This is a genomic window from Trinickia caryophylli (assembly GCF_034424545.1).
GTDB lineage: Bacteria > Pseudomonadota > Gammaproteobacteria > Burkholderiales > Burkholderiaceae > Trinickia > Trinickia caryophylli.
In genome coordinates, this window is sequence record NZ_CP139971.1 from 2,171,261 (window position 1) to 2,194,439 (window position 23,179).

At 64.8% G+C, this 23,179-nt stretch carries 17 protein-coding genes; 10 read left to right on the forward strand and 7 right to left on the reverse strand.

All coding sequences use genetic code 11. From position 1 onward, the window contains the following. Positions 1-15: 15 nt before the first annotated feature. Positions 16-963 carry a helix-turn-helix domain-containing protein gene (locus tag U0034_RS28750; RefSeq protein ID WP_085227322.1) on the reverse strand — a complete coding sequence of 316 codons (948 nt, stop codon included), beginning with the start codon at positions 961-963 and terminating at the stop codon, positions 16-18. Between the two features lie 394 nt (positions 964-1,357). Further along, positions 1,358-1,882, reverse strand: a complete 525-nt coding sequence (locus tag U0034_RS28755) for a DUF1993 domain-containing protein (protein ID WP_085227321.1) — start codon at positions 1,880-1,882, stop codon at positions 1,358-1,360. A 297-nt stretch (positions 1,883-2,179) separates the two neighbouring features. Here U0034_RS28755 and U0034_RS28760 point away from each other — a divergent pair, with 297 nt between their 5' ends. The 3 genes from U0034_RS28760 to U0034_RS28770 all read left to right on the forward strand — a co-directional run bounded on the left by U0034_RS28760 (position 2,180) and on the right by U0034_RS28770 (position 6,981). After that, positions 2,180-3,769, forward strand: coding sequence for a S53 family peptidase (locus U0034_RS28760; RefSeq protein WP_085227320.1), 1,590 nt, complete (start codon positions 2,180-2,182; stop codon positions 3,767-3,769). A gap of 144 nt (positions 3,770-3,913) precedes the next feature. Beyond that, positions 3,914-5,587: a S10 family peptidase gene (locus U0034_RS28765; RefSeq protein ID WP_085227319.1), complete on the forward strand. Its 1,674-nt coding sequence runs from the start codon at positions 3,914-3,916 to the stop codon at positions 5,585-5,587. Between the two features lie 248 nt (positions 5,588-5,835). Further along, positions 5,836-6,981 (forward strand): L,D-transpeptidase, encoded by a 1,146-nt coding sequence (locus U0034_RS28770; protein ID WP_085227661.1) that lies wholly within the window; start codon positions 5,836-5,838, stop codon positions 6,979-6,981. A gap of 97 nt (positions 6,982-7,078) precedes the next feature. Here the strand turns inward: U0034_RS28770 and U0034_RS28775 are convergent, their stop codons facing one another. Next, complete coding sequence (locus U0034_RS28775; protein ID WP_085227318.1) at positions 7,079-8,674, reverse strand: ABC1 kinase family protein; 1,596 nt, start codon at positions 8,672-8,674, stop codon at positions 7,079-7,081. A 282-nt stretch (positions 8,675-8,956) separates the two neighbouring features. Here U0034_RS28775 and mreB point away from each other — a divergent pair, with 282 nt between their 5' ends. The 4 genes from mreB to U0034_RS28795 all read left to right on the forward strand — a co-directional run bounded on the left by mreB (position 8,957) and on the right by U0034_RS28795 (position 14,299). Beyond that, a complete protein-coding gene (mreB, locus tag U0034_RS28780) occupies positions 8,957-9,991 on the forward strand; it encodes a rod shape-determining protein (RefSeq protein ID WP_269149698.1) in 1,035 nt (344 codons plus the stop codon). 114 nt (positions 9,992-10,105) lie between these two features. Next, entirely contained in the window at positions 10,106-10,975 is an 870-nt protein-coding gene (locus U0034_RS28785) for an MOSC domain-containing protein (protein WP_085227317.1), read from the forward strand. Positions 10,976-11,069: 94 nt separating this feature from the next. Next, a complete protein-coding gene (locus U0034_RS28790; protein WP_085227659.1) occupies positions 11,070-11,873 on the forward strand; it encodes an alpha/beta fold hydrolase in 804 nt (267 codons plus the stop codon). A 119-nt stretch (positions 11,874-11,992) separates the two neighbouring features. Continuing rightward, a complete protein-coding gene (locus U0034_RS28795; protein ID WP_085227658.1) occupies positions 11,993-14,299 on the forward strand; it encodes an amylo-alpha-1,6-glucosidase in 2,307 nt (768 codons plus the stop codon). Positions 14,300-14,323: 24 nt separating this feature from the next. Here the strand turns inward: U0034_RS28795 and U0034_RS28800 are convergent, their stop codons facing one another. The 4 genes from U0034_RS28800 to U0034_RS28815 form a co-directional block, all read right to left on the reverse strand. Next, positions 14,324-15,334: a DUF2891 domain-containing protein gene (locus U0034_RS28800; protein ID WP_085227316.1), complete on the reverse strand. Its 1,011-nt coding sequence runs from the start codon at positions 15,332-15,334 to the stop codon at positions 14,324-14,326. A 152-nt stretch (positions 15,335-15,486) separates the two neighbouring features. Then, complete coding sequence (locus U0034_RS28805; protein WP_085227315.1) at positions 15,487-16,710, reverse strand: hypothetical protein; 1,224 nt, start codon at positions 16,708-16,710, stop codon at positions 15,487-15,489. 149 nt (positions 16,711-16,859) lie between these two features. After that, a complete protein-coding gene (locus U0034_RS28810) occupies positions 16,860-18,176 on the reverse strand; it encodes a glycoside hydrolase family 5 protein (RefSeq protein WP_085227657.1) in 1,317 nt (438 codons plus the stop codon). A 280-nt stretch (positions 18,177-18,456) separates the two neighbouring features. After that, entirely contained in the window at positions 18,457-19,236 is a 780-nt protein-coding gene (locus tag U0034_RS28815; protein WP_085227313.1) for a TetR/AcrR family transcriptional regulator, read from the reverse strand. Between the two features lie 224 nt (positions 19,237-19,460). On the opposite strand from U0034_RS28815, the gene U0034_RS28820 reads away from it, so the two are divergent. From U0034_RS28820 to U0034_RS28830, 3 genes are read left to right on the forward strand one after another with little or no spacing between them, the layout of a single operon-like run. Beyond that, positions 19,461-20,642 carry an isovaleryl-CoA dehydrogenase gene (locus U0034_RS28820; RefSeq protein ID WP_085227312.1) on the forward strand — a complete coding sequence of 394 codons (1,182 nt, stop codon included), beginning with the start codon at positions 19,461-19,463 and terminating at the stop codon, positions 20,640-20,642. A 47-nt stretch (positions 20,643-20,689) separates the two neighbouring features. Continuing rightward, on the forward strand, positions 20,690-22,297 hold the full coding sequence (locus U0034_RS28825) for a carboxyl transferase domain-containing protein (protein ID WP_085227311.1): 1,608 nt from the start codon (positions 20,690-20,692) through the stop codon (positions 22,295-22,297). Positions 22,298-22,335: 38 nt separating this feature from the next. Further along, on the forward strand, positions 22,336-23,121 hold the full coding sequence (locus U0034_RS28830) for an enoyl-CoA hydratase/isomerase family protein (RefSeq protein ID WP_085227656.1): 786 nt from the start codon (positions 22,336-22,338) through the stop codon (positions 23,119-23,121). Positions 23,122-23,179: the final 58 nt, after the last annotated feature.

Consider the following 23,179-nt stretch of genomic DNA (forward strand, 5'->3'; position numbering starts at 1 on the left):
GGGCGGGCGCGGCGATCATCGCGACCGCCGTGTCTGCGATGGCAACTCGTGGAAGTGCTGCTGGTAGTAGTACGAGAAACGCCCGAAATGGGAAAAGCCGTACTGTGCCGCCGCATCGCCGATGCGGACCGAGGCGGGGGTGGCCATCAGGAAGCGGCGGACCGCATTGAGCCGGATCGACCTGAGGTAGGCTGTCGGCGTCGTACCGACGACGTTCTGGAAGCTGTATTGCAGCGTTCGGCGGCTGATCTTCAGGTGGTGGCAGAGATCGAGAACCGTCAGGACGTCGTCGTCGCTGCCGAGCGCGAGTTCCTGGCTCTTGCGCACGATGTAGCTCTGCGTCGACATCGGCGGCAGCGCGCGCTGTTCGGAATCGTCGGGCTGCAGCAGATCGAGCAGAATGCCAACGATGCCATGCGCGAGCACCTTTTCGTCGAACGCGTCGCGCTGTGTGAGCGATTCGGCGTCGAGCGCCTGATGAAGCAGTTGCTCCAACCCGCTCACGGCTGCCCGGTAGCGCTCGCTCGGTACCGGCAGCACCGGTTGCGTCAGTATGCGCTCGGGCAAATCGGCGAATGCCGCCTGCTCGCGCTCCGTGACGAGCGAGCGTTCGAAAGTGAAGGCGATTACATCGGTATCGCAGGGCAGGTGGGCGACGAATTCGTCGCCGCCGCGCAGCGTCAGAAGACTGGGGCAACTGACCGCGCGCCCCTGGACGACCGGGGCGACGGCATGCACCACCGGCAAGGCGAAGCACAGCCGGTTGCGCGGCGCGAAGCCGTGCTGCATGACGCGCTGGTTCATCCGCTCGCGAAACACCTGGAAGCGCTGCCCCGTGATCTGACGCAGCGAGGTATTCGCGAGGCCGGGGCTGATCTGATCGTAGCGCTGACTCCAGCTCGCAATGGCTTGCGAGTGAAGGAACACATCCGAGAAGCACCGTGTTTCAGTACGCAGATTCATGATCCGTTTCACCGTTCGCCGCTCGACGTGGCAGGCCAGGACCGGGAACCGGACGTGGCCGATCGCCGTATTGAAAGCCTTGTTTTGAAGCCTTGTTTGGAAGCTTCGTGCCGCGCTTGTCCGATGCCTCCGGGAAAGAAAGCATGCAGAGCCGCAGCATAACAGCCGCCGCCGGCATTTCGATATTCCGTCATAAAAGCCGGCTTCGCACCGGCTGAACGACGATCCGGTCGTCCGCGAAAGCGGTGACGTGCGGGTGTCTTACAGGGAGGAGGCGATTCGCGGAAATTGAATGCTTTTTGAAAGAAAGCGTGTTGTTCGGCGAACAACGGAAGGAAGCGCCGGCCCGCTGACAGGGGGCATCTCGCCGGCCGGCGCCATGGTCTGGCTATTTTTATTGTTGCCCGGGTTGCCCGGGGCGTCCGAGGTAGTCGAACTTGCCGAGTTCCACGCCGTTGTGCCGGAGAATGTCGTACGCGGTGGTGATGTGGAAGAAGAAGTTGGGCAGCGCGAAATGCAGCAGATATCGGGAGCCCGAGAACTCGAGCGTGCTCGTCGACGTCGTCAATTTGACGATGCGTTCCTTACTGCCCTCCAACGCGGCGGCGTCGATGCCGCGCACGTAGCCCATCGTTTTCTCCAGACGGGCGTCGAGCTCGTCGAAGGTGCGCTCGACGTCCTCGTACTTGGGCGGATCGAGCGCAGCCAGACGCGCCACGCAAAACTTGGCGGCATCCGCCGCGATCTGGATCTGGCGCGTGAGCGGATGCATGTCCGGAAAGAGGCGGCTTGCCAGCAGCACGGCCGGGTCGATCTTCTTCATGTGCGCATGTTCCTGCCCCTTGTGCAGAATCGCGCGGAGGTTCGTGAGTCCGCGCTCGAACACGGGTACCGACGCTTCGTACATCGAAAGGCTCATTGAATTCCTCGACGTTGTGGTTGCGGGCATCGCCGACATTGGCCGCGCCGCGCTCGCATGATATGCCACGTGCATGATGCGCGCCGCCGAGTCGTGCCGTCAGGCCCTGCGCTTATCCGATCGGCCAGGACACGTATTGTCCGATTCCGGCCGTACCCTGCATGCACTACACTTTGGATCAGTCATCCGACGAATCGTGTTGCGATGCCGCATGCGGGCCAGTTCGTGAGAGGGAACTGCGCGAGCATGGGTCGGTCGGAATTCCGACGTGATCCTTCCAGACAGGAGCGTCAAATCATGACAAAAGCAAGAGAGCGAATCGAGGGCAGCGATCGTGAGCAGGTGAAGGGCTCGACTTGTCTCGGGCCGTGTGATCCCGCGCAAACGATCCGCGTAATGCTGACGCTGCGGCGCCAGTCCGAGGACACGCTCGAGCAGGCGGTGCAGAAGATTGCGCGCGGCGAGCAGGAGGAGCCGCTCGCGCGCGACGCGTTCGCGCAGCAATTCGGCGCGCTGCCGGCCGATATCGCGAAGGTCGAGGCGTTCGCCGCCGAGTACGGCCTGCGCGTGTCGAGCGCCGACACGGCGGCTTCCACCGTCATCCTCGAAGGTACGATCGAGCGATTCCAACAAGCGTTCGGCGTGCAGCTCTTGCATTACGAACATCCCAAGCTCGGTCATTTTCGAGGGCGTACCGGCCACTTGACCATACCGGCCGATCTCGGAGGCGTGGTCACCGCCGTGCTTGGCCTCGACGATCGTCCACAGGCCCGGCCGCACTTCCGCATTCAGCCCACGATCGAGGCACGGCGCGCAGCTGAAACGTTTACGCCGCTGCAGGTCGCGCAACTCTATGATTTCCCGCCGGGCGACGGCAGGGGGCAATGCATTGGAATCATCGAGCTCGGCGGTGGTTACGATCAAGACGAGCTCAAGCAGTACTTCACCGACCTGGGCGTGAAGGTGCCCGAAGTGGTGGCGGTGGGCGTGGGCGGCGCGGCGAATGCGCCGACGGGCGACCCCGGCGGGCCCGATGGCGAAGTGATGCTCGACATCGAGATTGCGGGCGCGATCGCGCCGGAAGCCAAAATCGCCGTGTACTTCGCACCGAACAGCGACGCGGGTTTCATCGCCGCGCTCAAGCAGGCGGTTCACGATACGGCGAACCGGCCTTCGGTCATCTCGATCAGTTGGGGCGCGCCCGAATCGTCATGGACGTCGCAGGCGATCAAGGCGTTCGACGAGGCCCTGAAGGATGCGGCGGCGCTGGGCGTAACCGTATGCGTCGCATCGGGCGACAGCGGCTCGAGCGACGACGTTGCGGGCGGCGATGCCGTCGATTTCCCGGCATCGAGCCCGTACGCGGTGGCGTGCGGCGGCACGCGGCTCACGGCCGCGTCGTCTGGCGGGGCAGGCCTTGCCATAGCCAGCGAGGTCGTCTGGAACGATGGGCGGTCGGGTGGCGCGACGGGCGGCGGCATCAGCGAGCATTTCCCGCTGCCGGCGTGGCAAAAAAGCCTCGAAGTCGCGCGTACCGATGGCCCCGCCTCCGCTTTGACGGGCCGCGGCGTGCCCGACGTGGCGGGCGATGCGTCTCCCGGCACGGGCTACGAGGTGCTCGTGGGTGGCCGCCGGACTTCAATGGGCGGCACGAGTGCCGTCGCGCCGCTCTTCGCGGCCCTGCTCGCACGGATCAATGCGGCAAAGGGCAAGCCGGTGGGTCTCGTGCATCCGGCGCTGTACCGGAATGCGGCTGCGTTCCGCGACATCACTCAGGGCAACAACGGCAGTTTCGCGGCCGCGCCCGGATGGGACGCGTGTACGGGCCTCGGGAGCCCTCACGGCCGCAATCTGGCGGCGGCGCTGGGCGCGAGCGGCGCTTCGTAGCGGCCAGCCTCCTCGATTCCGCGCCGCGATCTGCCACATCTGCCACACCGATCGCGCGCGTGTAGTTGCAGCAGCAGTGCGCCAACACAGTCGGCGAGCGTCCGGACACGACTCGCCGGCTTCAACCGACATGGAGCGAGCACGATGAACCCCAACCCCGGTTCCGCAAATCCGCAATCGCCGCACGAGCACAATACGCACGCCGCCACGTCGGGCCGAGCGTCGATGCCGCATACGTTCCACATCGGCACGACAGGAGGCGACGAGCCGTTCTTCGACCCGATCGCCTACGGCAATGGGCCCGACGACTCGGTGACGGACACCACGGAGGCGGCAGCCGTCACGCATCACAAGATGACTATCGGGGGGCGTGAGATCGCCTATACCGCAACGGCGGGCCACCTCGTCACTGTCGACGAGAGCACCTCCCAGCCGAACGCGAAAATGTTCTATGTCGCGTTCACGGAAGACGGCCAGCAGGAGGAGGCCCGGCCCGTGACCTTCTTCTACAACGGCGGGCCCGGCTCTTCGTCGGTGTTCGTGCTGCTCGGCTCATTCGCGCCGAAGCGGATCAAGACGTCGATGCCGGGATTCACGCCGCCTGCCCCGTATCACCTCGAAGACAACCCCGACAGCCTGCTCGACCGGAGCGATCTCGTCTTCATCAACCCCGTTGGTACTGGGTATTCCGCCGCCGTGGCCCCCCATACGACCAAGGAGTTCTGGGGCGTGGACCAGGATGCGCGATCGATCAAGCAATTCGTCAAGCGGTTCTTGACGAAGAACCAGCGCTGGAATTCGCCGAAGTACCTGTTCGGCGAATCGTACGGGACGGCGCGCAGCTGCGTGCTCGCCTATCTGCTGCACGAGGACGGCGTCGATCTGAACGGCGTCACGCTGCAATCGTCCATCCTCGACTACGGCCAGGCGGGCAATCCGATCGGCGTGCTGCCAACGGCGGCAGCCGACGCGTGGTATCACAAGCGCCTCGGCGTCACGCCCACGCCGACGAACCTCGTAGGCTTCCTCGAAGAGGTGGCGCAGTTCGCCCGCACCGACTATCTCGCGGCCCTTCGCAAGTTTCCGCAGACCGACGACGCGACGGTCGAAAAGCTCTCGCAATACACAGGCATCGACAAGGCGACGCTGATTGCGTGGGGGCTCGACATCGCGGGCTACGACAGCCGCGGCAACTCGCTCTTTCTGACGACGCTGCTGAAATCGAAGGGGCTTGCGCTCGGCGCTTACGATGGGCGGGTGACCGGCATCGAGACCGGTATCGCCGGGCAGATCGACCCGAACTCGGGCGGCAACGATCCGACGATGACGGCCGTCTCGGGCGTCTATACGACGATGTGGAACACCTACCTGAACGAGCACCTCAAGTACACGTCGAATTCGTCGTTCACTGACCTCAACGACCAGACCTTCAAGCACTGGGATTTCAAGCATACCGATCCCACAGGGGCGCAAAAAGGAATCGACGACAAGGGCAACATCGTCCTTTATACGGCCGGTGACCTTGCGGCTGTCATGGCGCTCAACATCGATTTGAAGGTGCTCTCCGCAAATGGCATGTACGACTTCGTGACGCCGTTCTATCAGACCATCATCGATCTGCAGCGTATGCCGCTGCTCGACAAGCAGGTCCGCCAGAACCTGTCCGCGACGTTCTATCCCTCGGGGCACATGATTTATCTCGACGGCGGGTCCCGAACCGCGCTGAAGGCCGATCTCGCCGCCATGTATGACCGGACCACAGCGGACCGGCCCGCGATGGCGCGCATTCGTTCTTTGCAGGAGCGGCACCGCAGTTGAGCGTTGGGAACTGACCGCGTGCGGCGGCGACGGGCTTGCGGCTCTCGCCGCCGTTTTGTTTTTCGTGTTCCGAAGCCGTGGCGAAGCGCTGCGCACGGCATTTGCTGAATCGTTCGCAACGAGGCTCGCCGTGACGGCGCCGAACGCCGCGATGCGGAAGGTACCGCAGGCCGGCTGGTCGGTGGGGCGGCAAAGGTACCAGGCAAGTGCCGAACGGAAAGAAGAAGCGGAATGCAATGGTGGCGAGCATGGACCGGCGGGGACATGCAGGCGCGAGATTCGGCGAAAACAGATGGCTGCTCGGTCTTGCGTGCGTGGTGTTCGCCGGCGCGAGCATCTGGCCTTGGCCCTGCGGCGCACAATGGCCAGGCCCGCCGGTTGCCGCGGCGTCGAATGCAACGCGGTTCCCGGCTGCTGCGGGCACTGCTCCTGCAACGGACGGGCAGGCCGGGCGGGCGGCGAGTGGTGCATCGAATTCATCCGCCGCATCGAATGTATCGGGTGCATCGGGTGTGCGCGGGGTGGCCGATGCGGCGGCGGCCGCCCAAGCCGCCTCCGAGGCAGCGGCTCGCGCTGCACTGGCGCTATCCGCGAAGCAATTCGCCGAAGTCAACGCGCGGCTCGATCCGCGCGACGGGTTGCGTTTGCGAGACGCATTCGCCGCCGAAGTCACGCGGCGGTTGCCCGTTCCCGAGCGCGATGCAAGCGCTTATGCGGAGCGCCTGCAGGCGGCGTTGGCGGCGCGGGGCCTCGCCGGGCTCGCGCGGCAGTACGTGGTTCTGGTGGATCGCGCACCGCGCGTCCAGGCGCTCTTCATCTATTTTCGAGGCGGCGCGTCCGAGCCATGGCGGCTGATCGGAGCATCGCCGGTCGCCACGGGTTTGCCGCGCGGCTACGAGCATTTTTTCACACCGCTAGGCGTGTTCGCCCATACGCCGCAGAACATGGATTTCCGCGCAGAAGGCACGGACAACGAGAACGGTATCCGCGGTTACGGTGCAAAGGGCGCGCGCATCTTCGATTTCGGCTGGACTCAGGGCGAGCGCGGCTGGGGCCGAGGCGGCGCTTCGCCGATGCGGCTGCAGATGCATTCGACAGACCCGGACAAGCTCGAGCCTTTGCTCGGCATTCCCCATTCGAAGGGATGCGTGAGGATTCCCGGGTCGCTCGACGCGTTTTTGGATCGGCACGGAGTGCTCGATGCGGATTATGAGGTGCTGGCCGGCGCGGGCAACGTCGTACGCGTGCTGCATGGCGACCGCGAAGCCACACCTTGGGCCGGCCGTTATCTAGTAGTCGTGGATTCGGGCAGCCCGAAGCGCCCGGCGTGGGCGCCCGAGCCGGCTGCCGAGGCCCGCGCGCGGATGTCGGAGGCGGCGGACACCGCCGATTGATCGGGCCGCCGGTGGGCAAGGTCAAAAGCGAATGGCGTGGCCGGGCGGGCGATGGGCACGTAATGGACACGTCATGAACACGAGCGATCCGGGACCGTCAAGCGAACCACACGAGCGCCACGCCGAGCAAGGCGCCGGTGACGGCACAGGCCCAGAGGAGCCGGCGCGTGCGCCGCTGCTCGTGTGCTATTTCGCGCAGCCGCCGTACCGTGTCCACGCCGATGCGGTGTTCCCGTGGGCTCTGCAGCCGGTTCACGAGCAACAACGGCAAACGCGGGACGACCGGTGCCAGGTGGGGGAGTTCGCGTGCGAGGTGCTTGAGCCATCCGCGGTGGTCCACGTTCTTGCGCGCGAGCCCGCCGAGCGATGCTTGCGCGATGCGCCATGTATCGAGCTCCGGCGCGAGCATGCGTGCGAGCGATTCCGCACGTTCCAGCGAGTGCCCGGCCAGTGCCAGCACAGGGGGCACGGCGCCTTCGAAGGGCTTCACGGCTTCGACGAGGTGGCGCAGCAGGCCGCCGGCCCTGCGCTGCGTACTGGGTCGGGCGAAGTGCGGTTCGCTGCGCGTGCGCAGTTCGGCTTCGAGCCTCTCGGGGCGCGTGTCCGGAGCCACGTGACCGACCTCGTGGTGCATGCCCGCAAGGGTGCCGTAGTCCTGACCGAAAAGTGCGGTCGCGCCATGGACGAAAAATTCGCGCTCGGGCTCAGTCAGGCTCGACATCAGCGAGCAGTCGGCCAGCACGATGCGGCCCAGCGTATCGCGCCCGACGCTCACGCGCACGTGGCGCTCGCTCATGACGGTGTGGAAAAAGCCATGTTCGAACGCTTGTTCGACGGTGACTTCCAACAGGTTCACCGCGAGCCGTTCCAGATCGACGCCATGCCGGGCAAGATCTGGAAGGTCGCCGACGGGCAGCGTTTCGAGGCGTTCGGTGACGAGTGCGTAATCGGTGGAGTATGCCCAGACGACGTCCGGCACGGCGATGCGGGCGTCGTCGGCGAAATGGCGCCCTGTCTGCGAGAGGTTGGCCGCTTCGGCGCGCAGGTCGAACCGGCGCATGACCTCGCCCGAGAACGATTGGGCGAGTGCATGCAGCCGGAGCTCGCGAGCTGCCGGAAAGAGCCGCTCGAGCAGTGCGGCAAGCCAGCGCAGGACGGCCACGTCGTCTTCGATCCGCTCCACCTGCCCGCGCCGCAGGAGCTTGACCACCACCTCGCCGTGCCGCTTGTCCGGTGGCGGCTCGCGCAGCCGCGCGGCATGCGCCTGCATGCCTATTCCGGTTTCGAGCGGCGTCCAGTCGATCCAGGCGAATACTTCGTCGAGCGGCCGCCCGAGGGCCGCCCGCAGCGCGGTCGGCATTTCTTCGCCGGTGAGCGGCGTCGTAAGCGCCGTTTCGGTACGGCTGGCGAATTCGAGGGCGTCGTGCAACGTACGCATTCCCTCGCCGGACTGCGCGGCAACGCCTTCGGCAAATGCGCCGGCGAGCGCGTCGACAAGCCCGTCGGCAAGCGGGCCGAGCTGAGGCAAGGCGCGATGCAGCAGCCCACGCGCATTCGGCGAACGGTGAAGGCGCGTCACGAAAATGGCGATCCAATGGACTTTTCCGTCGGGCGGCGCGGCCTGCCAAAGCAGCCGCGCGCCGTACCGCAGCGCGCAGAAAAGCAGGAGCAAACGGCGAAGCGTAGTGCGCATGAGAAATGCGTCAGACGATTGGGTTGGGACAAGCGTTCCGTTCCCCGAACAGTCGACGTTGGCCGGGGGCATCAGGATGCCACGGCTGCGCGGCACCGTGTCGCGCAGACGGCGAAGCCCGCCCGCCAAGGATATGCCGCAATGCACAACGAAAAATCGGAGGTCGACCCTAAAGTCCATCCACGTCGTGCCGTAAATCGATTATCGAGCGGGCCGACCCCATACGCCGGCCGCTGGTTCTGACGGGTCGCACGCCGTCGTTGCCATCAGAGAGAGTCGACGATGTCGCATCGCATGTTTTTCAGCCGTCTTGCACCACAACGGATCGCAGTCGATCTCGGCACTGCCAACACCCTGATTTACATGGGCGGCAGGGGGATCGTACTCAATCAGCCGTCGGTCGTATGCTTCCAGAAAGGAATGCATGCCGGAAGCGGGCGTGTGGCGGCGGTCGGGGAAGAGGCGCGGCAATTGCTCGGGCGCTCGCCTGGCAACCTCGAGGCGATTCGACCCATGCGGCACGGCGTGATTGCCGATTTTTCCGCCGCCGAGCGCATGTTCCGCGAATTCGTCGAAATGGCCCATTTGCGCTCGCTCTTCGGCCGTCGCGCCGAGTTCACGATCTGCGTGCCGTGTGCCGCCACCGAAGTCGAGCGCCGTGCGATCCGCGAGGCGGCGCTTGCGGCCGGCGCGGCCAAGGTCAATCTTATCGACGAGTCGCTGGCGGCGGCCGTCGGCGCGGGCCTGCCCGTCGGCGAGGCACGCGGCTCGATGGTCGTGGACATCGGCGGCGGGACTACCGAGGTGGCGGTCATCGCGCTCGGCGGCGTCGTCTATCAAGGGCTCGTGCGCGTAGGCGGCGATCAGTTCGATGCGGCCATCGTCAGCCATGTGCGTAACCTCTATGGAGTCGTGCTCGGCGACCAGACGGCCGAACATGTGAAAAAGACGATTGGGGCCGCCACGCTGAATATCGCGGACGAGCGCATGCGCGTGGTGGGACGCAGCCTGACCGACGGGTTGCCGCGCACGATCGAGCTCTCGAATCACGACGTGGCCGATGCACTCAGTGCGCCGCTGCGCACCGTCATTTCGGCCATCAAGGGCGCGCTCGAGGCCGCACCGCCGGAACTCGTCACCGATATTGCCGAAAGCGGCATCGTGCTCACGGGGGGCGGCGCGCTGCTCGCTCATCTCGACGCGCGTCTGCGCGAAGAAACGGGGCTTGCGGTGCGCGTCGCGAACGAGCCGCTCACCTGCGCGGTGCGCGGGGCGAGCGCGGCCGCCGGCTGCGTCGACGCCGCCGCCTTCAGCTGAGGCGAAAGGCGCGTGGCGCCGCGTTTCGCCCAGGTGGGGGGCGGAGCGCGGCCGATTAACGAGAGTGTTACCATCGCCGCTTTCGGATCGGCGTTTGCCCTGCACATCCCCACCATGGCGAAGATCAGCCAGCTCAACGTTTATCCCATCAAATCCTGCGCCGGTATTGCGCTCGATTCGGCGCATTTGACCGCGCACGGGCTCGAGCACGATCGCGACTGGATGCTCGTCGATCCCGAAGGGCGCTTTCTTACGCAACGGACGCTGCCGCGCCTTGCACTCGTCACGCCTGAATTGAAGGGTGGCGAACTGATCGTACGCGCCCCGGGCGCCGCGCCGCTGCATACGCCGATCGACCCGGCCGAACTCCGGCAGGCGCCGCGCCGGGAGGTAACGGTCTGGCGCAGCCAGCTCCCGGCACTCGATGCCGGCGATGCGGCGGCATCCTGGTTTTCGTCGTTCCTCGGCACGCCCGCGCGGCTCGTGCGCTTCGATCCCGAAGCCGAGCGGATCGCGAGCCGCGACTGGACCGGCGAGATCGTCGCGCCGGTGCGGTTCGCCGATGGTTTCCCGCTGCTCGTGATCGGCGAGGCTTCGCTCGAGGCGCTCAATGCGCGGCTCGTGGCGAAAGGCGTGGACGCCATCCCGATGAACCGGTTCAGGCCGAACCTCGTGCTGAGCGGCACGGACGCCTACGAAGAGGATTACTTCGAGAGTCTGCGCACGAGCGGGCCCGGCGGTGCGGCCGAACTGCGATTCGTCAAGCCCTGCACGCGCTGCCCGATGCCCACGATCGACCAGCTCACCGGGGCACCCGATCCGCGCTGGCCGAACGAGCCCACCGATACGCTGCTCGGCTATCGCGGCAACAGCCGCATGAACGGCGCCGTGACGTTCGGCGAAAATGCGATCGTCATCGAGGGGGCGGGGGCCACGCTGACGATCGGAGACGCTGCCGATGTCGAACTGCGCTTCGAAGACTGATTCCTTTCCAATGCTGATGTCAACCCGTCATCGATCGCTTGAGACCGCCACGGCGGCGGATGCGCGTTTCGCCGAACTTTCCGGTGGATTGCGCATGGCTTACGTCGAGCGCGGCGAGGGCCCGCTTCTTTTATTCGTGCATGGCTCGCTTTGCGACTATCGATATTGGCAGCCGCAGGTCGATGCGCTGTCGTCGCGCTACCGCTGTATTGCCGTGAGCCTCACCCACTACTGGCCGCTCGCGGATCTGCCGGGGACGCTCCCTTTCAGCTGGAGCCGGCATGCGGACGAGCTCGCCGAATTCGTGGAGCAGCTCGGCGTGGGGCCGGTGCATGTAATCGGGCACTCGCGGGGCGGCTGTGTGGCGTTTCATTTCGGCTTGCGGCACGGCCGCCACGTACGCACACTGACCCTCGCCGACCCCGGCGGTCCCTTGCAGATACCGGGGCAGCCATTGGCCCCCGTGCCGGAGACGGTCAATGCGCTGCGCGCGCATGCGGCGATGCTCGTTGAGTCGGGCGAAATCGAAGCGGGGATCGAACTCTTTGTCGATTCGGTGAGCCGCGTCGGTTCCTGGGCGAAAAGCACGGCCGGCTTCCGCAGGATGGCGCTCGACAATGCGCAGACGCTGCCGCGCCAGTTCGCCGATCCGCTGCCGGCCTACACGTTCGAGGCGGCGTCGCGGTTGCAATTTCCGACGCTTCTGATCGACGGCGAGAAGAGTCCCGAACTTTTCCGGCGCAACGTGGCCGTACTCGACGAATGGATACCGCAAGCGCAGCGGCAAACCATTAGAGGTGCGTCGCACGGCATGAATCTCGCCCATCCGGCCGCGTTCAATCGGCATCTGGACGAGTTCATACGCGCGACATCGGCACACGTGCACGATCACGGGTGAGCTGAGCCGCGGGCATTCGGCTTGCGGCACGGGCCGATCGGGGCAGGCGACGCAGGTTGGGTTTTTTCTTCGCCGATCGCTTTCTACAATCGAGAAAAGCCGACATCAGGAGCGAAACGATGCTGGATACCGACGCACTGGGTGGACCGACACGGGCAGACGATTCGGGCGACACGGGCGAACGCCAGCCCGACGGCGCCTTCATTGCCCCCGAACACCCCTATATCGCGCGAACGAGCCAATACGTGCTCAAATCGGGCGATACGTTCGTCGTCAACGATCCGTTGGGCGATATCAACGGCCTCGACGACGGCCTCTTCGTCAACGACACGCGCACGTTGTCCCAACTGCGGTTGACCTTCGGCGGGCGGGCGCCGTCTCTGCTTTCCGGCAACGTCAGCCAGGACAATGCAGCCTTCACCGCGCACCTCACGAATCGTCCCTTGCCGCCCATCGGCGGCGAAGGTACGCGCGAAGGCGTCATTCACGTGGAGCGGATGCGCGTTCTTTCGGGTACGGTGCTGCACGAGGCCATCACGCTCACGAACTACGGTTCGGCCGATGCGCGTGTGCCGCTTTCCATCTCGTTCGCCTGCGACTTCAAGGACATGTTCGAAGTGCGCGGCCTGAGCCGCCCGAAGCGCGGCACAGCCGATACACCGCGCGTGGGCAGAACCGACGTGCGCTTGCGCTATATCGGCCTTGATCGTGTCGAGCGCGATGTGCGTATTGCGTTCTCGCCGGCACCCGATCAACTCGCGGCCGATCGGGCCGATTATTCGGTCGAGCTGCCTGCGCAGGCCTGCGTGTCCATTTACCTGTCGGTCGCCGTCGAAACGCGGTCGCTCGGGCCTGCGTCCGCGGGCGCTCCGGAAGAGGCGCCGGGCGCGCAGGTGGCGCAACCGCCGCATAGCACGAACCCCGCACATCTGACGCAGATCGATGCCGTGCGTCCGAGCGTCGGCCGGGCCGCGGTGCGCTCCGCACTCGCGAGCGCGCACTTGTCGATGCGCGAGCGCCGTCGAGCGACGGCGCGCATCCGCACGAGCAACCCGCTTTTCAACGCCTGGCTCGAACGTTCGTTTGCGGACCTCGGCCTCTTGACGACCGATTTGCCGAGCGGCCCTTATCCCTACGCCGGCATTCCGTGGTTTTCGACGCCGTTCGGGCGCGATGCGGTCGTGACCTCGCTGCAGACGCTCTGGCTGCAGCCCTGGCTTGCGCGCGGCGTACTGCGTTTTCTTGCGGAGCATCAGGCGCGCGAGGATTCCGCCTTTCACGACGCATCGACGGGCAAGATCATGCACGAGATGCGCAAGAGCGAAATGGCAGGCACAGGGGAGGTGCCGTTCGCGCTTTACTACGGCGGGGTGGACACGACGCCGCTATTCATCGTGCTGGCAGGGGCCTACTTCGAGCGGACCGGCGACAGCGCATTGATCGACGATCTCTGGCCCGCGCTCGAGCGCGCGGCGCAGTGGGTCGCGGGCGTATGCGACAAGAACCCGAACGGGCTCGTCGATTATCAATGTGCGTCGGATCGCGGCCTTGCGAATCAGGGCTGGAAAGACAGCCATGACTCCGTTTTCCATGCGGATGGGCGTATGCCCGATGGGCCGATCGCACTCGTCGAAGTCCAGGCCTATGCCTGCGCCGCTTTCGACGCGATGGCGCGCTTCGCGGCGAACCGAGGCCGGGCCGAGGATGCCGCACGGTATGCGACGCGTGCCGCGCGGCTGCGCGAACGGGTCGAGGCGCTCTTCTGGATGGCCGACGAGGGCTTTTACGGCATCGCGCTCGATGGCCATGGCGATCTGTGCCGCGTGCTCGCATCGAACGCAGGGCATCTGCTCGCATTCGGCTTGCCCGAACGGCACCGCGGGGAAACGGTTGCGCGCAAGCTCGAATCGACGCTCTTTCATACGGGTTGGGGGGTGCGCACGCTCGCGGCCGACCAGGCGCGCTTCAATCCAATGTCGTATCACAACGGCTCGGTATGGCCGCACGACAATGCGCTTTGCGCGCGCGGGCTCGCGCGCTACGGCGGCAAGCCCGCGGCGGTGCGCCTGCTGCAGGCGCTCTTCGAGGCGGCGGTCAACTTCGATATGCGTTTGCCCGAACTTTTCTGCGGCTTCATGCGGCGTCGCGGCGAGCCGCCGACGGCCTATCCCGTGGCTTGCCTGCCGCAGGCGTGGGCCGCGGGCGCACCGTTCATGATGCTCGAGGCCTGCCTCGGCATGACCATTGATGCTACGCGCGAGGAGGTGTTGATCGAGCAGCCGGCGCTGCCGGAAGGTATCGACTGGCTCGAAGTGAACAATCTGCGCGTAGGCCGGAAGACAGTGTCGATTCTGTTCAGCCGCGTGGGCGGGAAGATCGTTGCCTCGGCGGATCGGTCCGACGTGCGCGTTGCCGCGTTGCTTTGACCCCGGGGCGGCAGGCCGATCGGGCTACGCCTCGAGCGCGAGCAGCGCAAACGTGGCGAGCCAGTGCTCGCCCATATAGTCCCCGGCAACGTGCGGCAGCGCGGCTAGCAGGTGAGCTTCGGCACTCCTTTCGAGGACGGCACGGCGTGGATCGCCGGTCGGCAGCGCCTTGGCCAGTGTGCGCTGGCACCACGCCCGGCTCAGATTGAGCCCGTCGAGATGCGCGATCTTCCCGTCGCTGCGGTCGGTCACGGTCACCGGTGCAAAGAGCGTGGCGGGCTCGCCCAACGCGAGCCGCGGGAAGAAGCGATCGAACCATTCGGCAAAATCCCCGGGTGCGGAAACCCGCCGCATTAATTCGGCTTCCATCAGCGACGGCGACAGAAACTCGTCGCCGCCCGGTTCCCAGGCCTGGCAATCCGAATCGCCGAAGTGCCAGCGCCGGGCCGTCTCTTCTATCAGCGCGGCGAGTTCCGTATGCCCCGTCGTTCGCGCGAACTCGAGCGCGAGCGAAAGGGCAAATGCGGTATTGAAATGCGTGCCGACGCGCAACGGGTAAGTGGCCTTCGGCAGAAACTCCATGAAGCGTTCGACGATCAACTCGGCCAGCGGCGCGAGCACGGCTGACCAGCGCGCCGGATCGCGGCCCGGCATTGCATGCAACTGGCCCGCGAGCGCCAGCAGCCAAGCCCAGCCATAAGGCCGTTCGAAGCCACGGTTGTGAGGCAGCCTCAGATAGGCGATCTCCTTGGCCACGTTCGGCGCGGTGAAATGCGTGTCGACCGTGGCGGCGATCGTCGGTGCCTCCGGCAGGTCCGGATAGAGGCCGGCAAGCCGCAATACGAGCCAATAGCCGTGGACGCAAGAGTGCCAGTCGTAGCTGCCATAGAAGATCGGGTGCAGCGCGCGGGGCGGGCGTACGTCCTCGGGGCCGGCAAGCGCGTGCGTCAGCTTGTTCGGATATTCGCGCGTGAGATGCGAAAGCGCGAGCGCGGCGAATTTCGAGGCGATGGCCGGTGTCAATCGTGTCGACATGAGCGTTTCGGGCAGGCGTTGAACTCCGCTCACGATATATGCGCACGGGTCGCACCACAAGAACCCCCTGGCTTGCCCCTTGCTCAATGCGCCCCGGCGGGCTAGCGATGCGCGCAAACGGTTCCTGGGAACGAGCGAGTCCTTGCCCCCGATCAATTCGATAGCTTGCACGCTGCCACGCGATTGACGGAAATCGAGCCGTCGCCATCGCTGTGAGCCCAGACCACGTCGCCACTGGCGGTTGGAACCATCTCCTCGAACGAGTCGAGCGCGAGATCGGTCGTGACCGGTCCTTCCAGCGTCTTGCCTGTGGTCGCGTCGGCCACGGCGAGCGTGAGCTTGTTGCCTGACCTCCACCCGAGCAGCAGTTTGCCCGTGCCATACGCCGCCATATAAGGCCTGAAAGGATAAGTGCTATCGATCGATTTCGCGATGGCCACCGTACGCAGCGGATGCATCACCGATCCGCTATCGGGAAGCTTCGCGAGCTTCAGCGATAGGGTCCCGCCGGATGCTTCCAGATAGTCGAGCCAGAATCCGCCTTTGGCGGGCACGAGGCCGCCGAGCGCACGCTGCGTCGGGTCGCTATCGTTCAACCATTGAAGCGTATTCTGCGTGGCGGCCGGCGCTGCCATGTGCGCGTACTGCATCGCATTCGGATAGGCATCGCCGTGGCAGACGGCCGCCCATTGAGAACCGTCGTAGCCCGCACGGACCGACCAGCTGTGGCTGCATCCCCAGTTCCAGCCACCTGGCACAAGCGCTCCGGTGGTGGCATTCACGAACTGCAGCGTATCTCCCGCATGAATGTCGACTTCGCCCGGTACGTTTGGCCGGGCCGTCGACATGGCCGAACGGTAGTAAACCTCCACGGTTTTGCCGTCGGTAGCCAACCGCGCGGTATGACCGTACCACCAGATGAACTGTGCGCCCACGCTGTCGACGTTCGTCTTGCCGGTCAACGTGGTTCGGGCGGTCTGCTGGCCCTTGCCGTTCAGCAGCACGAGGTCCATCTTTCCGCAAACCGCCTTGTCTGGCGTGGCGCCGCTGTTGCAGTACTTCGGCGAATAGATGTCCGGGTCGTTCGCAACTACAGCCAGAGCGATTTCGCCATTCGGCGTGGCGAGCGCAGCATGCACCTGCAGTCCCTCTACGCTGGGCAACGAGCGCACGGGCACATTATTGGCGGTCAGTTCGAGCAAGCGAATGCTGTTCGATGCGGTATCCGTCCATGCCAGTACAGAGCTGCCGTCTGCGCGCGGCGCGATGATCGTCGGTGTGTCTTCGCTGCTGGGCGCCACGCTGCCGCCAACCGCCACGCTCGTTGATTGTGCGCGCTGGTCCAATGTGTCGCAAATGGTTGCCGACCACGTCATTCCGGAACAGGTTATCAGCGCGATGCCAGCCGAAATGGGTAAAGCCGATTTTATGATGCGGTTTTTGTCGCGTTTCACTGGAAAAGTAGTTTGCCGAGGTTGCCCGTATTGCTGCTGATCGCTGCGGTGCCCGCAATAAGGTTGGATCGTCAATCGAGGTATTGTGTCAACACCGACATCTGCGGTTTGTCCGCGCCATTGGCTGGCTCGATCGAGTACATGTAGTTGCCCCACAACGGGCCGCCTGCCCACCACGTCCAGCCGGTCCAGACGTCGGCGTTATTACGCATGAACGCGAGCGTATTGCCAACGGCCTGATCGCAGGTGTCATTCGCACCCGCACCGATCTCGCCCAGGAATCCGCGATAGCCGTTGGTGCGAAGCCAGTTGGTGAAGTCCTGCAGTCGCTCGACACCGATCGTTGCGCTCGTGCAATCAGCCGAGCGGCCGGAAGCGTCGCCGTCCAGGTATTCATGCACCTCGAAGACGAAATTGTGCCCCGGGTCGACGATGCCCTTCATGGCGACGCTATTCGGCGTACCGTACCAGCTTTCGCTCCAACTGTGCGTGCCGGTCCAGGCGTTGCCAGGCACGAACACCACGTTACTCGCTTGGGCTGCCCGGATAGCTGCCAGCGCGGCGTTTGCGGCCGACAGCCATTGCTCGGTAGGCATTGAATTCGGTTCGTTCATCAATCCGAAGATCACGCGAGCGTTGCCCTTGAACTTCGACGCGAGGCGCCTCCACAAATCGGCATAGGCGCTCTCGGGCACCGCACTCGAACCGATCACGTTGCCGCGATAGCGCGCGTAGTTATGAGGATCGAGCAATACGGTCTCGCCGGACAGCGTCACCGTTTTGACGAAGCCCTCGAGACGCGACAGTTCGACTGTGTCGAACGGCTCGTTCAGCGTCGGCTGCAGACGCTCCCAGAGGAACGGCAGCCGCACGATATTCATGCCCTTGCTTTTGTAGTACGTCACGCTCTCGGTCGTCGGGTACATATAGTTGCTGCCGTAATTGCCGGGCAAACTGCCCGGAGCGAACTCGGCTCCGGCAAGGCTCACGCCGCGCCAGAGCGGGCTACCCGTGCCTTGCAGTTGCTGACACACCCTGTTCACGCTGACAGCCGTTTTCTGGCCGAAGAACGCGGCGGTGCATCGGCCGCTGCCGGTGACACTCTTTTCGACCCACGAGCTCCCTGCGCCGAAGCGCAAGGCTTTTGTGCCGCTCACCTTGAAGGAGGCATTCTCCTTGGCAATGGTGAGCCATACCGATGAATTGGTGGAGGCGTTGGTGCCGATGGATACCGCTTTGGCCGTGGTATTTGCCGAGTGGGCTGTGGTTGCCGTATCTGCGTCCCCACCACCGCACGCACCAAGCATGAAGGCCATGAAGGAAGCAATTGCAAGCGCGCAATATCGATGCGCGTTGTCGTTGAGCTGAATTCTGTATTTCTTGTTCATTATATGGATTTTGATCGTTTTGTGTGCGACATAAGAGGATAAATAAAATAAATCGCGTAAAAGGATCGACATCATGAAAACTAAATTATTGGATGTCAATGGAGAAGATTATTCGAAAGCGAAAATCTGTGGAATCGGGTGAAATTTTGATTCGATGGCCAGGCGGACATGGGTGTCCGTCGAAGGCGGCCCCTTCGAGGTTGATTCGAAAACGTCGATGAGCAGGCGAGTCGTGGCGTAGAGATTGAGCGGGCGGGATGCCCGCTGTGTCGAGCGCAGGCTATGCGCCACCTTTGCGATTCGTGCGCATCCGTGTTGCGCGCGCTGCCTCTCCGCTGGGTCGAGCCGGTGCGGCTGCATGTTCATAGCGCCGCATCGCTTCGTCGAGTTCGTCCTTCAACTGGGCGAGCGCGACGAGCGCGGGCTCGGGCGGCCGGAGCGCGGACCACAGCAGGTCGACGAGCCGCTCGGCGGTCGCATCGATATCGATGCTGCGGTGCGCGAGCGTTGCCTCCCACAGCACGTGCTCCATCGGTCCGAACACCATCGAGCGCATCAGGCGCAAAGGCACGTCCGCACGAATCTGTCCCGTCTGCTGCGCTTGCGAGAGCACGTGCATGAGCGGTGCCGTGTAGCGTCGTTGCAATTCGGTCAACTCGTCGCCGAGGGCATGATGCCGCGCCCGCCCTTCGGAGAGCACGAGCGAGCAGAGGCCCTTGCCATGACCGAGCATGAGCCGAAGGTGCATCCGCACGATAAAGGCGAATTGCTGCCGCGCGCCGCCGTCGCGCGGCAGGCCCGCTTCGATTGCGCCGATGATCTCGTCGTACCAGTCGGTGATCACGCGCACGCAGAGTTCGCGCTTGCCGCGGAAGTAGCTGAAGACGGTGGCTTCGGAGATGCCGACGCGCTGCGCGATCTCGGCTGTCGTCGCGCGCTCGTACCCCTTCTCCGAAAACACCTCTCGCCCGGCGGCAAGAATGTCCTTCACGCGCTGCTGCGACTTGCGGCCAGCCGGTTGCCGGCGCGCGCCATTGGCAGGGGCCCTGGTTTCGTCCATCGTATGAGTCTGGGTCAGTTTTTCAGACCGTCGGAAATCCGTCCCCGCGATATTAGCACTGCCTATGCGGACAGATCCGCTTTCCAAAAAAGTGAGTGGTACTCAGAAAAACCTATTGACGCATACGTAAATGTGGCGTGAAATCGCGCTGTTCGAGTGAGCGTCACGAGCGCCACCTGTGCGGGCTGCCGGCAGCCCACGGAATTCGAGGAGGAGACAACCCGATGAGCAACCTGCCTGGACTGCAGTTCGCGCTTGGCGAAGACATCGACATGCTGCGCGATACGGTCGCGAATTTCTCGGCGAAGGAAATCGCGCCGCGCGCCATCGAAATCGATCGCACCGACCAATTCCCGATGGACCTCTGGCGCAAGTTCGGCGAGCTCGGTGTGCTCGGCATGACCGTTTCCGAAGAGTACGGCGGCGCGAACATGGGCTATGTGGCGCATATGGTGGCGATGGAAGAGATTTCGCGCGCCTCGGCTTCGGTCGGTCTTTCCTATGGCGCGCATTCGAATTTGTGCGTCAATCAGATCCACCGCAACGGCACCGATGCCCAGAAGCGCAAGTACCTGCCGAAGCTCGTCTCCGGCGAGCATGTGGGCGCGCTGGCCATGAGCGAGCCCAATGCGGGCTCCGATGTCGTCGGCATGAAGCTGAAGGCCGAAAAACGGGGCGATCGTTACGTGCTGAACGGCACGAAGATGTGGATCACGAACGGCCCCGATTGCGACACGCTCGTCGTCTACGCGAAGACCGATGTCGAGGCGGGCTCGCGCGGCATCACCGCCTTCATCGTCGAGAAGGGGATGAAAGGCTTTTCGGTGGCCCAGAAGCTCGACAAGCTGGGCATGCGCGGTTCGCACACGGGCGAACTCGTGTTCGAAGACGTGGAAGTGCCGGAGGAAAACATCCTCGGCCGGCTGGGTGGCGGCGTGAACGTCCTCATGAGCGGGCTCGACTACGAGCGTGCGGTGCTGGCGGGCGGTCCCACCGGCATCATGCTCGCCTGCATGGACGCAGTGGTGCCCTACGTTCATGATCGCAAGCAGTTCGGTCAGGCGATCGGCGAGTTTCAGCTGATCCAGGGCAAGCTCGCGGACATGTACACGACGCTTCAGGCGTGCCGCGCCTATCTCTATGCCGTGGGCCGGCAGCTCGATACGCTCGGCCGCGAACACGTGCGGCAGGTGCGCAAGGACTGCGCGGGCGTGATTCTCTACACGGCCGAGAAAGCCACCTGGATGGCGGGCGAGGCCATCCAGGTGCTCGGCGGCAATGGCTATATCAACGAATACCCGGTGGGCCGGCTCTGGCGCGACGCGAAGCTCTACGAGATCGGCGCGGGCACGAGCGAGATCCGCCGCATGCTGATCGGCCGCGAACTCTTCGCCGAGACGGCGTAAGCAGGCAGCGCTCGTCTACGAAGTTCGCGTCAACGGAGTTCGCGTTCATGTCGATTATCGAAAGCAGGCTCAACCCTCGTTCGGAAGAGTTCCGGGCCAATACGGCTGCATTGGAGGCGCTCGTTGCCGATTTGCGCGAAAAAATCGCGCAGCTCGCGCTGGGCGGCGGGCAGGCGGCCCGCGACAAGCACGTCTCGCGCGGCAAGCTGCTGCCGCGCGAGCGCATCGCTCAATTGCTCGATCCGGGTACGCCGTTTCTCGAGCTTTCGCAGCTTGCTGCCTACGGGATGTATCACGACGCGGCGCCCGGCGCGGGGATCATCACCGGCATCGGGCGTATCGCGGGCCAGGAGTGCGTGATCGTCTGCAACGACGCGACGGTCAAGGGCGGCACTTATTACCCGATGACGGTCAAAAAGCATGTCCGGGCGCAGGAAATCGCCGCCGAGAATCGTCTGCCTTGCGTCTACCTCGTCGATTCGGGCGGTGCGAATCTGCCGAATCAGGACGACGTTTTTCCCGACCGCGATCACTTCGGCCGGATTTTCTACAACCAGGCCAACCTTTCAGCGGCCGGCGTTGCTCAGATCGCCGTCGTCATGGGCTCATGCACGGCGGGCGGCGCCTACGTGCCCGCGATGAGCGACGAGTCGATCATCGTCAAGAACCAGGGCACGATCTTTCTCGGCGGGCCGCCGCTCGTCAAGGCGGCAACGGGCGAGGAGGTCAGCGCGGAAGATCTGGGCGGCGGAGACGTGCATACGCGCCTGTCGGGCGTCGCGGATCATCTCGCCCAGAACGATGCCCATGCGCTCGCACTCGCGCGCGGCATAGTCGGCAAGCTCAATCGCGTGAAGGCCCCGCAACTCGCCATGCGCGAGCCGAAGCCGCCGCGCTACGACCCGGCGAGCCTTTACGGCGTGATTCCGGCCGATACGCGCAAGCCGTTCGATATCCGCGAGGTGATCGCGCGCATCGTCGACGATTCGGCATTCGACGAATTCAAGGCGCGTTACGGCACGACGCTTGTAACCGGCTTCGCGCACATCTGGGGCCATCCGGTCGGCATCGTGGCGAACAACGGCATTCTGTTTTCGGAATCCGCCGTCAAAGGGGCGCATTTCATCGAGCTTTGCTGCCAGCGCAAGATTCCGCTCGTGTTTCTCCAGAACATCACGGGCTTCATGGTGGGCCGCAAGTACGAAAACGAAGGCATTGCGCGAAACGGCGCGAAGATGGTGACGGCTGTCGCCACGGCGCGCGTACCGAAGTTTACGGTCATCATCGGCGGCTCGTTCGGCGCCGGCAACTACGGCATGTGCGGGCGGGCCTATTCGCCGCGCTTTTTGTGGATGTGGCCGAATGCGCGCATCTCCGTGATGGGCGGCGAGCAGGCCGCGTCCGTGCTGGCCACCGTGAAGCGCGACGGCATCGAGGCCAAGGGCGGCGCGTGGAGCGCCGACGAGGAAGAGGCGTTCAAGCAGCCGATTCGCGAGCAATACGAGCATCAAGGGCACCCTTATTATGCGAGCGCGCGCCTGTGGGACGACGGCGTCATCGACCCGGCGCAAACGCGCGATGTGCTCGGGCTCGGCCTCGCGGCCGCGATGAACGCGCCGATCGAGGAAACGCGCTTCGGCGTATTCAGAATGTGACGGCCGTCCGGTGCGGCGGTTCCTGCAAGGGGGAAACGATGCAATACGCGATGCTCGAACTTGCGATCGAAGGGCACGTTGCGACGGTGACGCTCGATCGCCCCGATGTGCGCAATGCGTTCAACGAGGCGATGATCGCGGAGCTCACGGCCGTATTCGGCGCGCTCGACACGCGCGACGATGTACGCGCGGTGGTGCTCGCGGCGAATGGGCCGGCTTTCTGCGCGGGCGCCGATCTGAACTGGATGAAAAAGATGGCCGCGTTCTCCGAGGCGGAGAACCGCGCCGACGCACGGCGCCTGGCCGATATGCTCGCGGCGGTTTATCGCTGCGCGAAGCCCGTCGTCGCGCGCGTATCGGGTGACGCATATGCAGGCGGGGTGGGCCTCGTGGCCGCGAGCGACATCGTCGTGGCTGTCGAGGGCGCGCGGTTCTGCCTGTCCGAGGCGCGGCTTGGACTCGCGGCGGCGACGATCGGCCCCTACGTCGTTCGCGCCATCGGCGAGCGCGCGGCGCGGCGCTACTTCGCAACGGCCGAGGCGTTCGACTGTGCGGCCGCGCAACGGCTCGGGCTCGTGCATGAACGCGTGGCCGCCGATGCGCTCGACGCCGCGGTCGGCACGCTTTGCGCCGCGCTCGTCGCCAATGGGCCGCAGGCCGTGCGCGAATCGAAGCGGCTCGTACTCGACGTGGCGAGCCGGCCGCTCGACGACGCGCTGATCGACGAAACCGCAACGCGCATCGCACGCATTCGCGCGAGCGCCGAAGGGCGCGAAGGCATAGCGTCGTTTCTCGAAAAGCGGGCGCCTTCCTGGCGTGCCTGATAGCGCGCTCGCGCAACGTCCGACTCACGCTTCTGACCGGCTTGGCCGGCCGACTTCG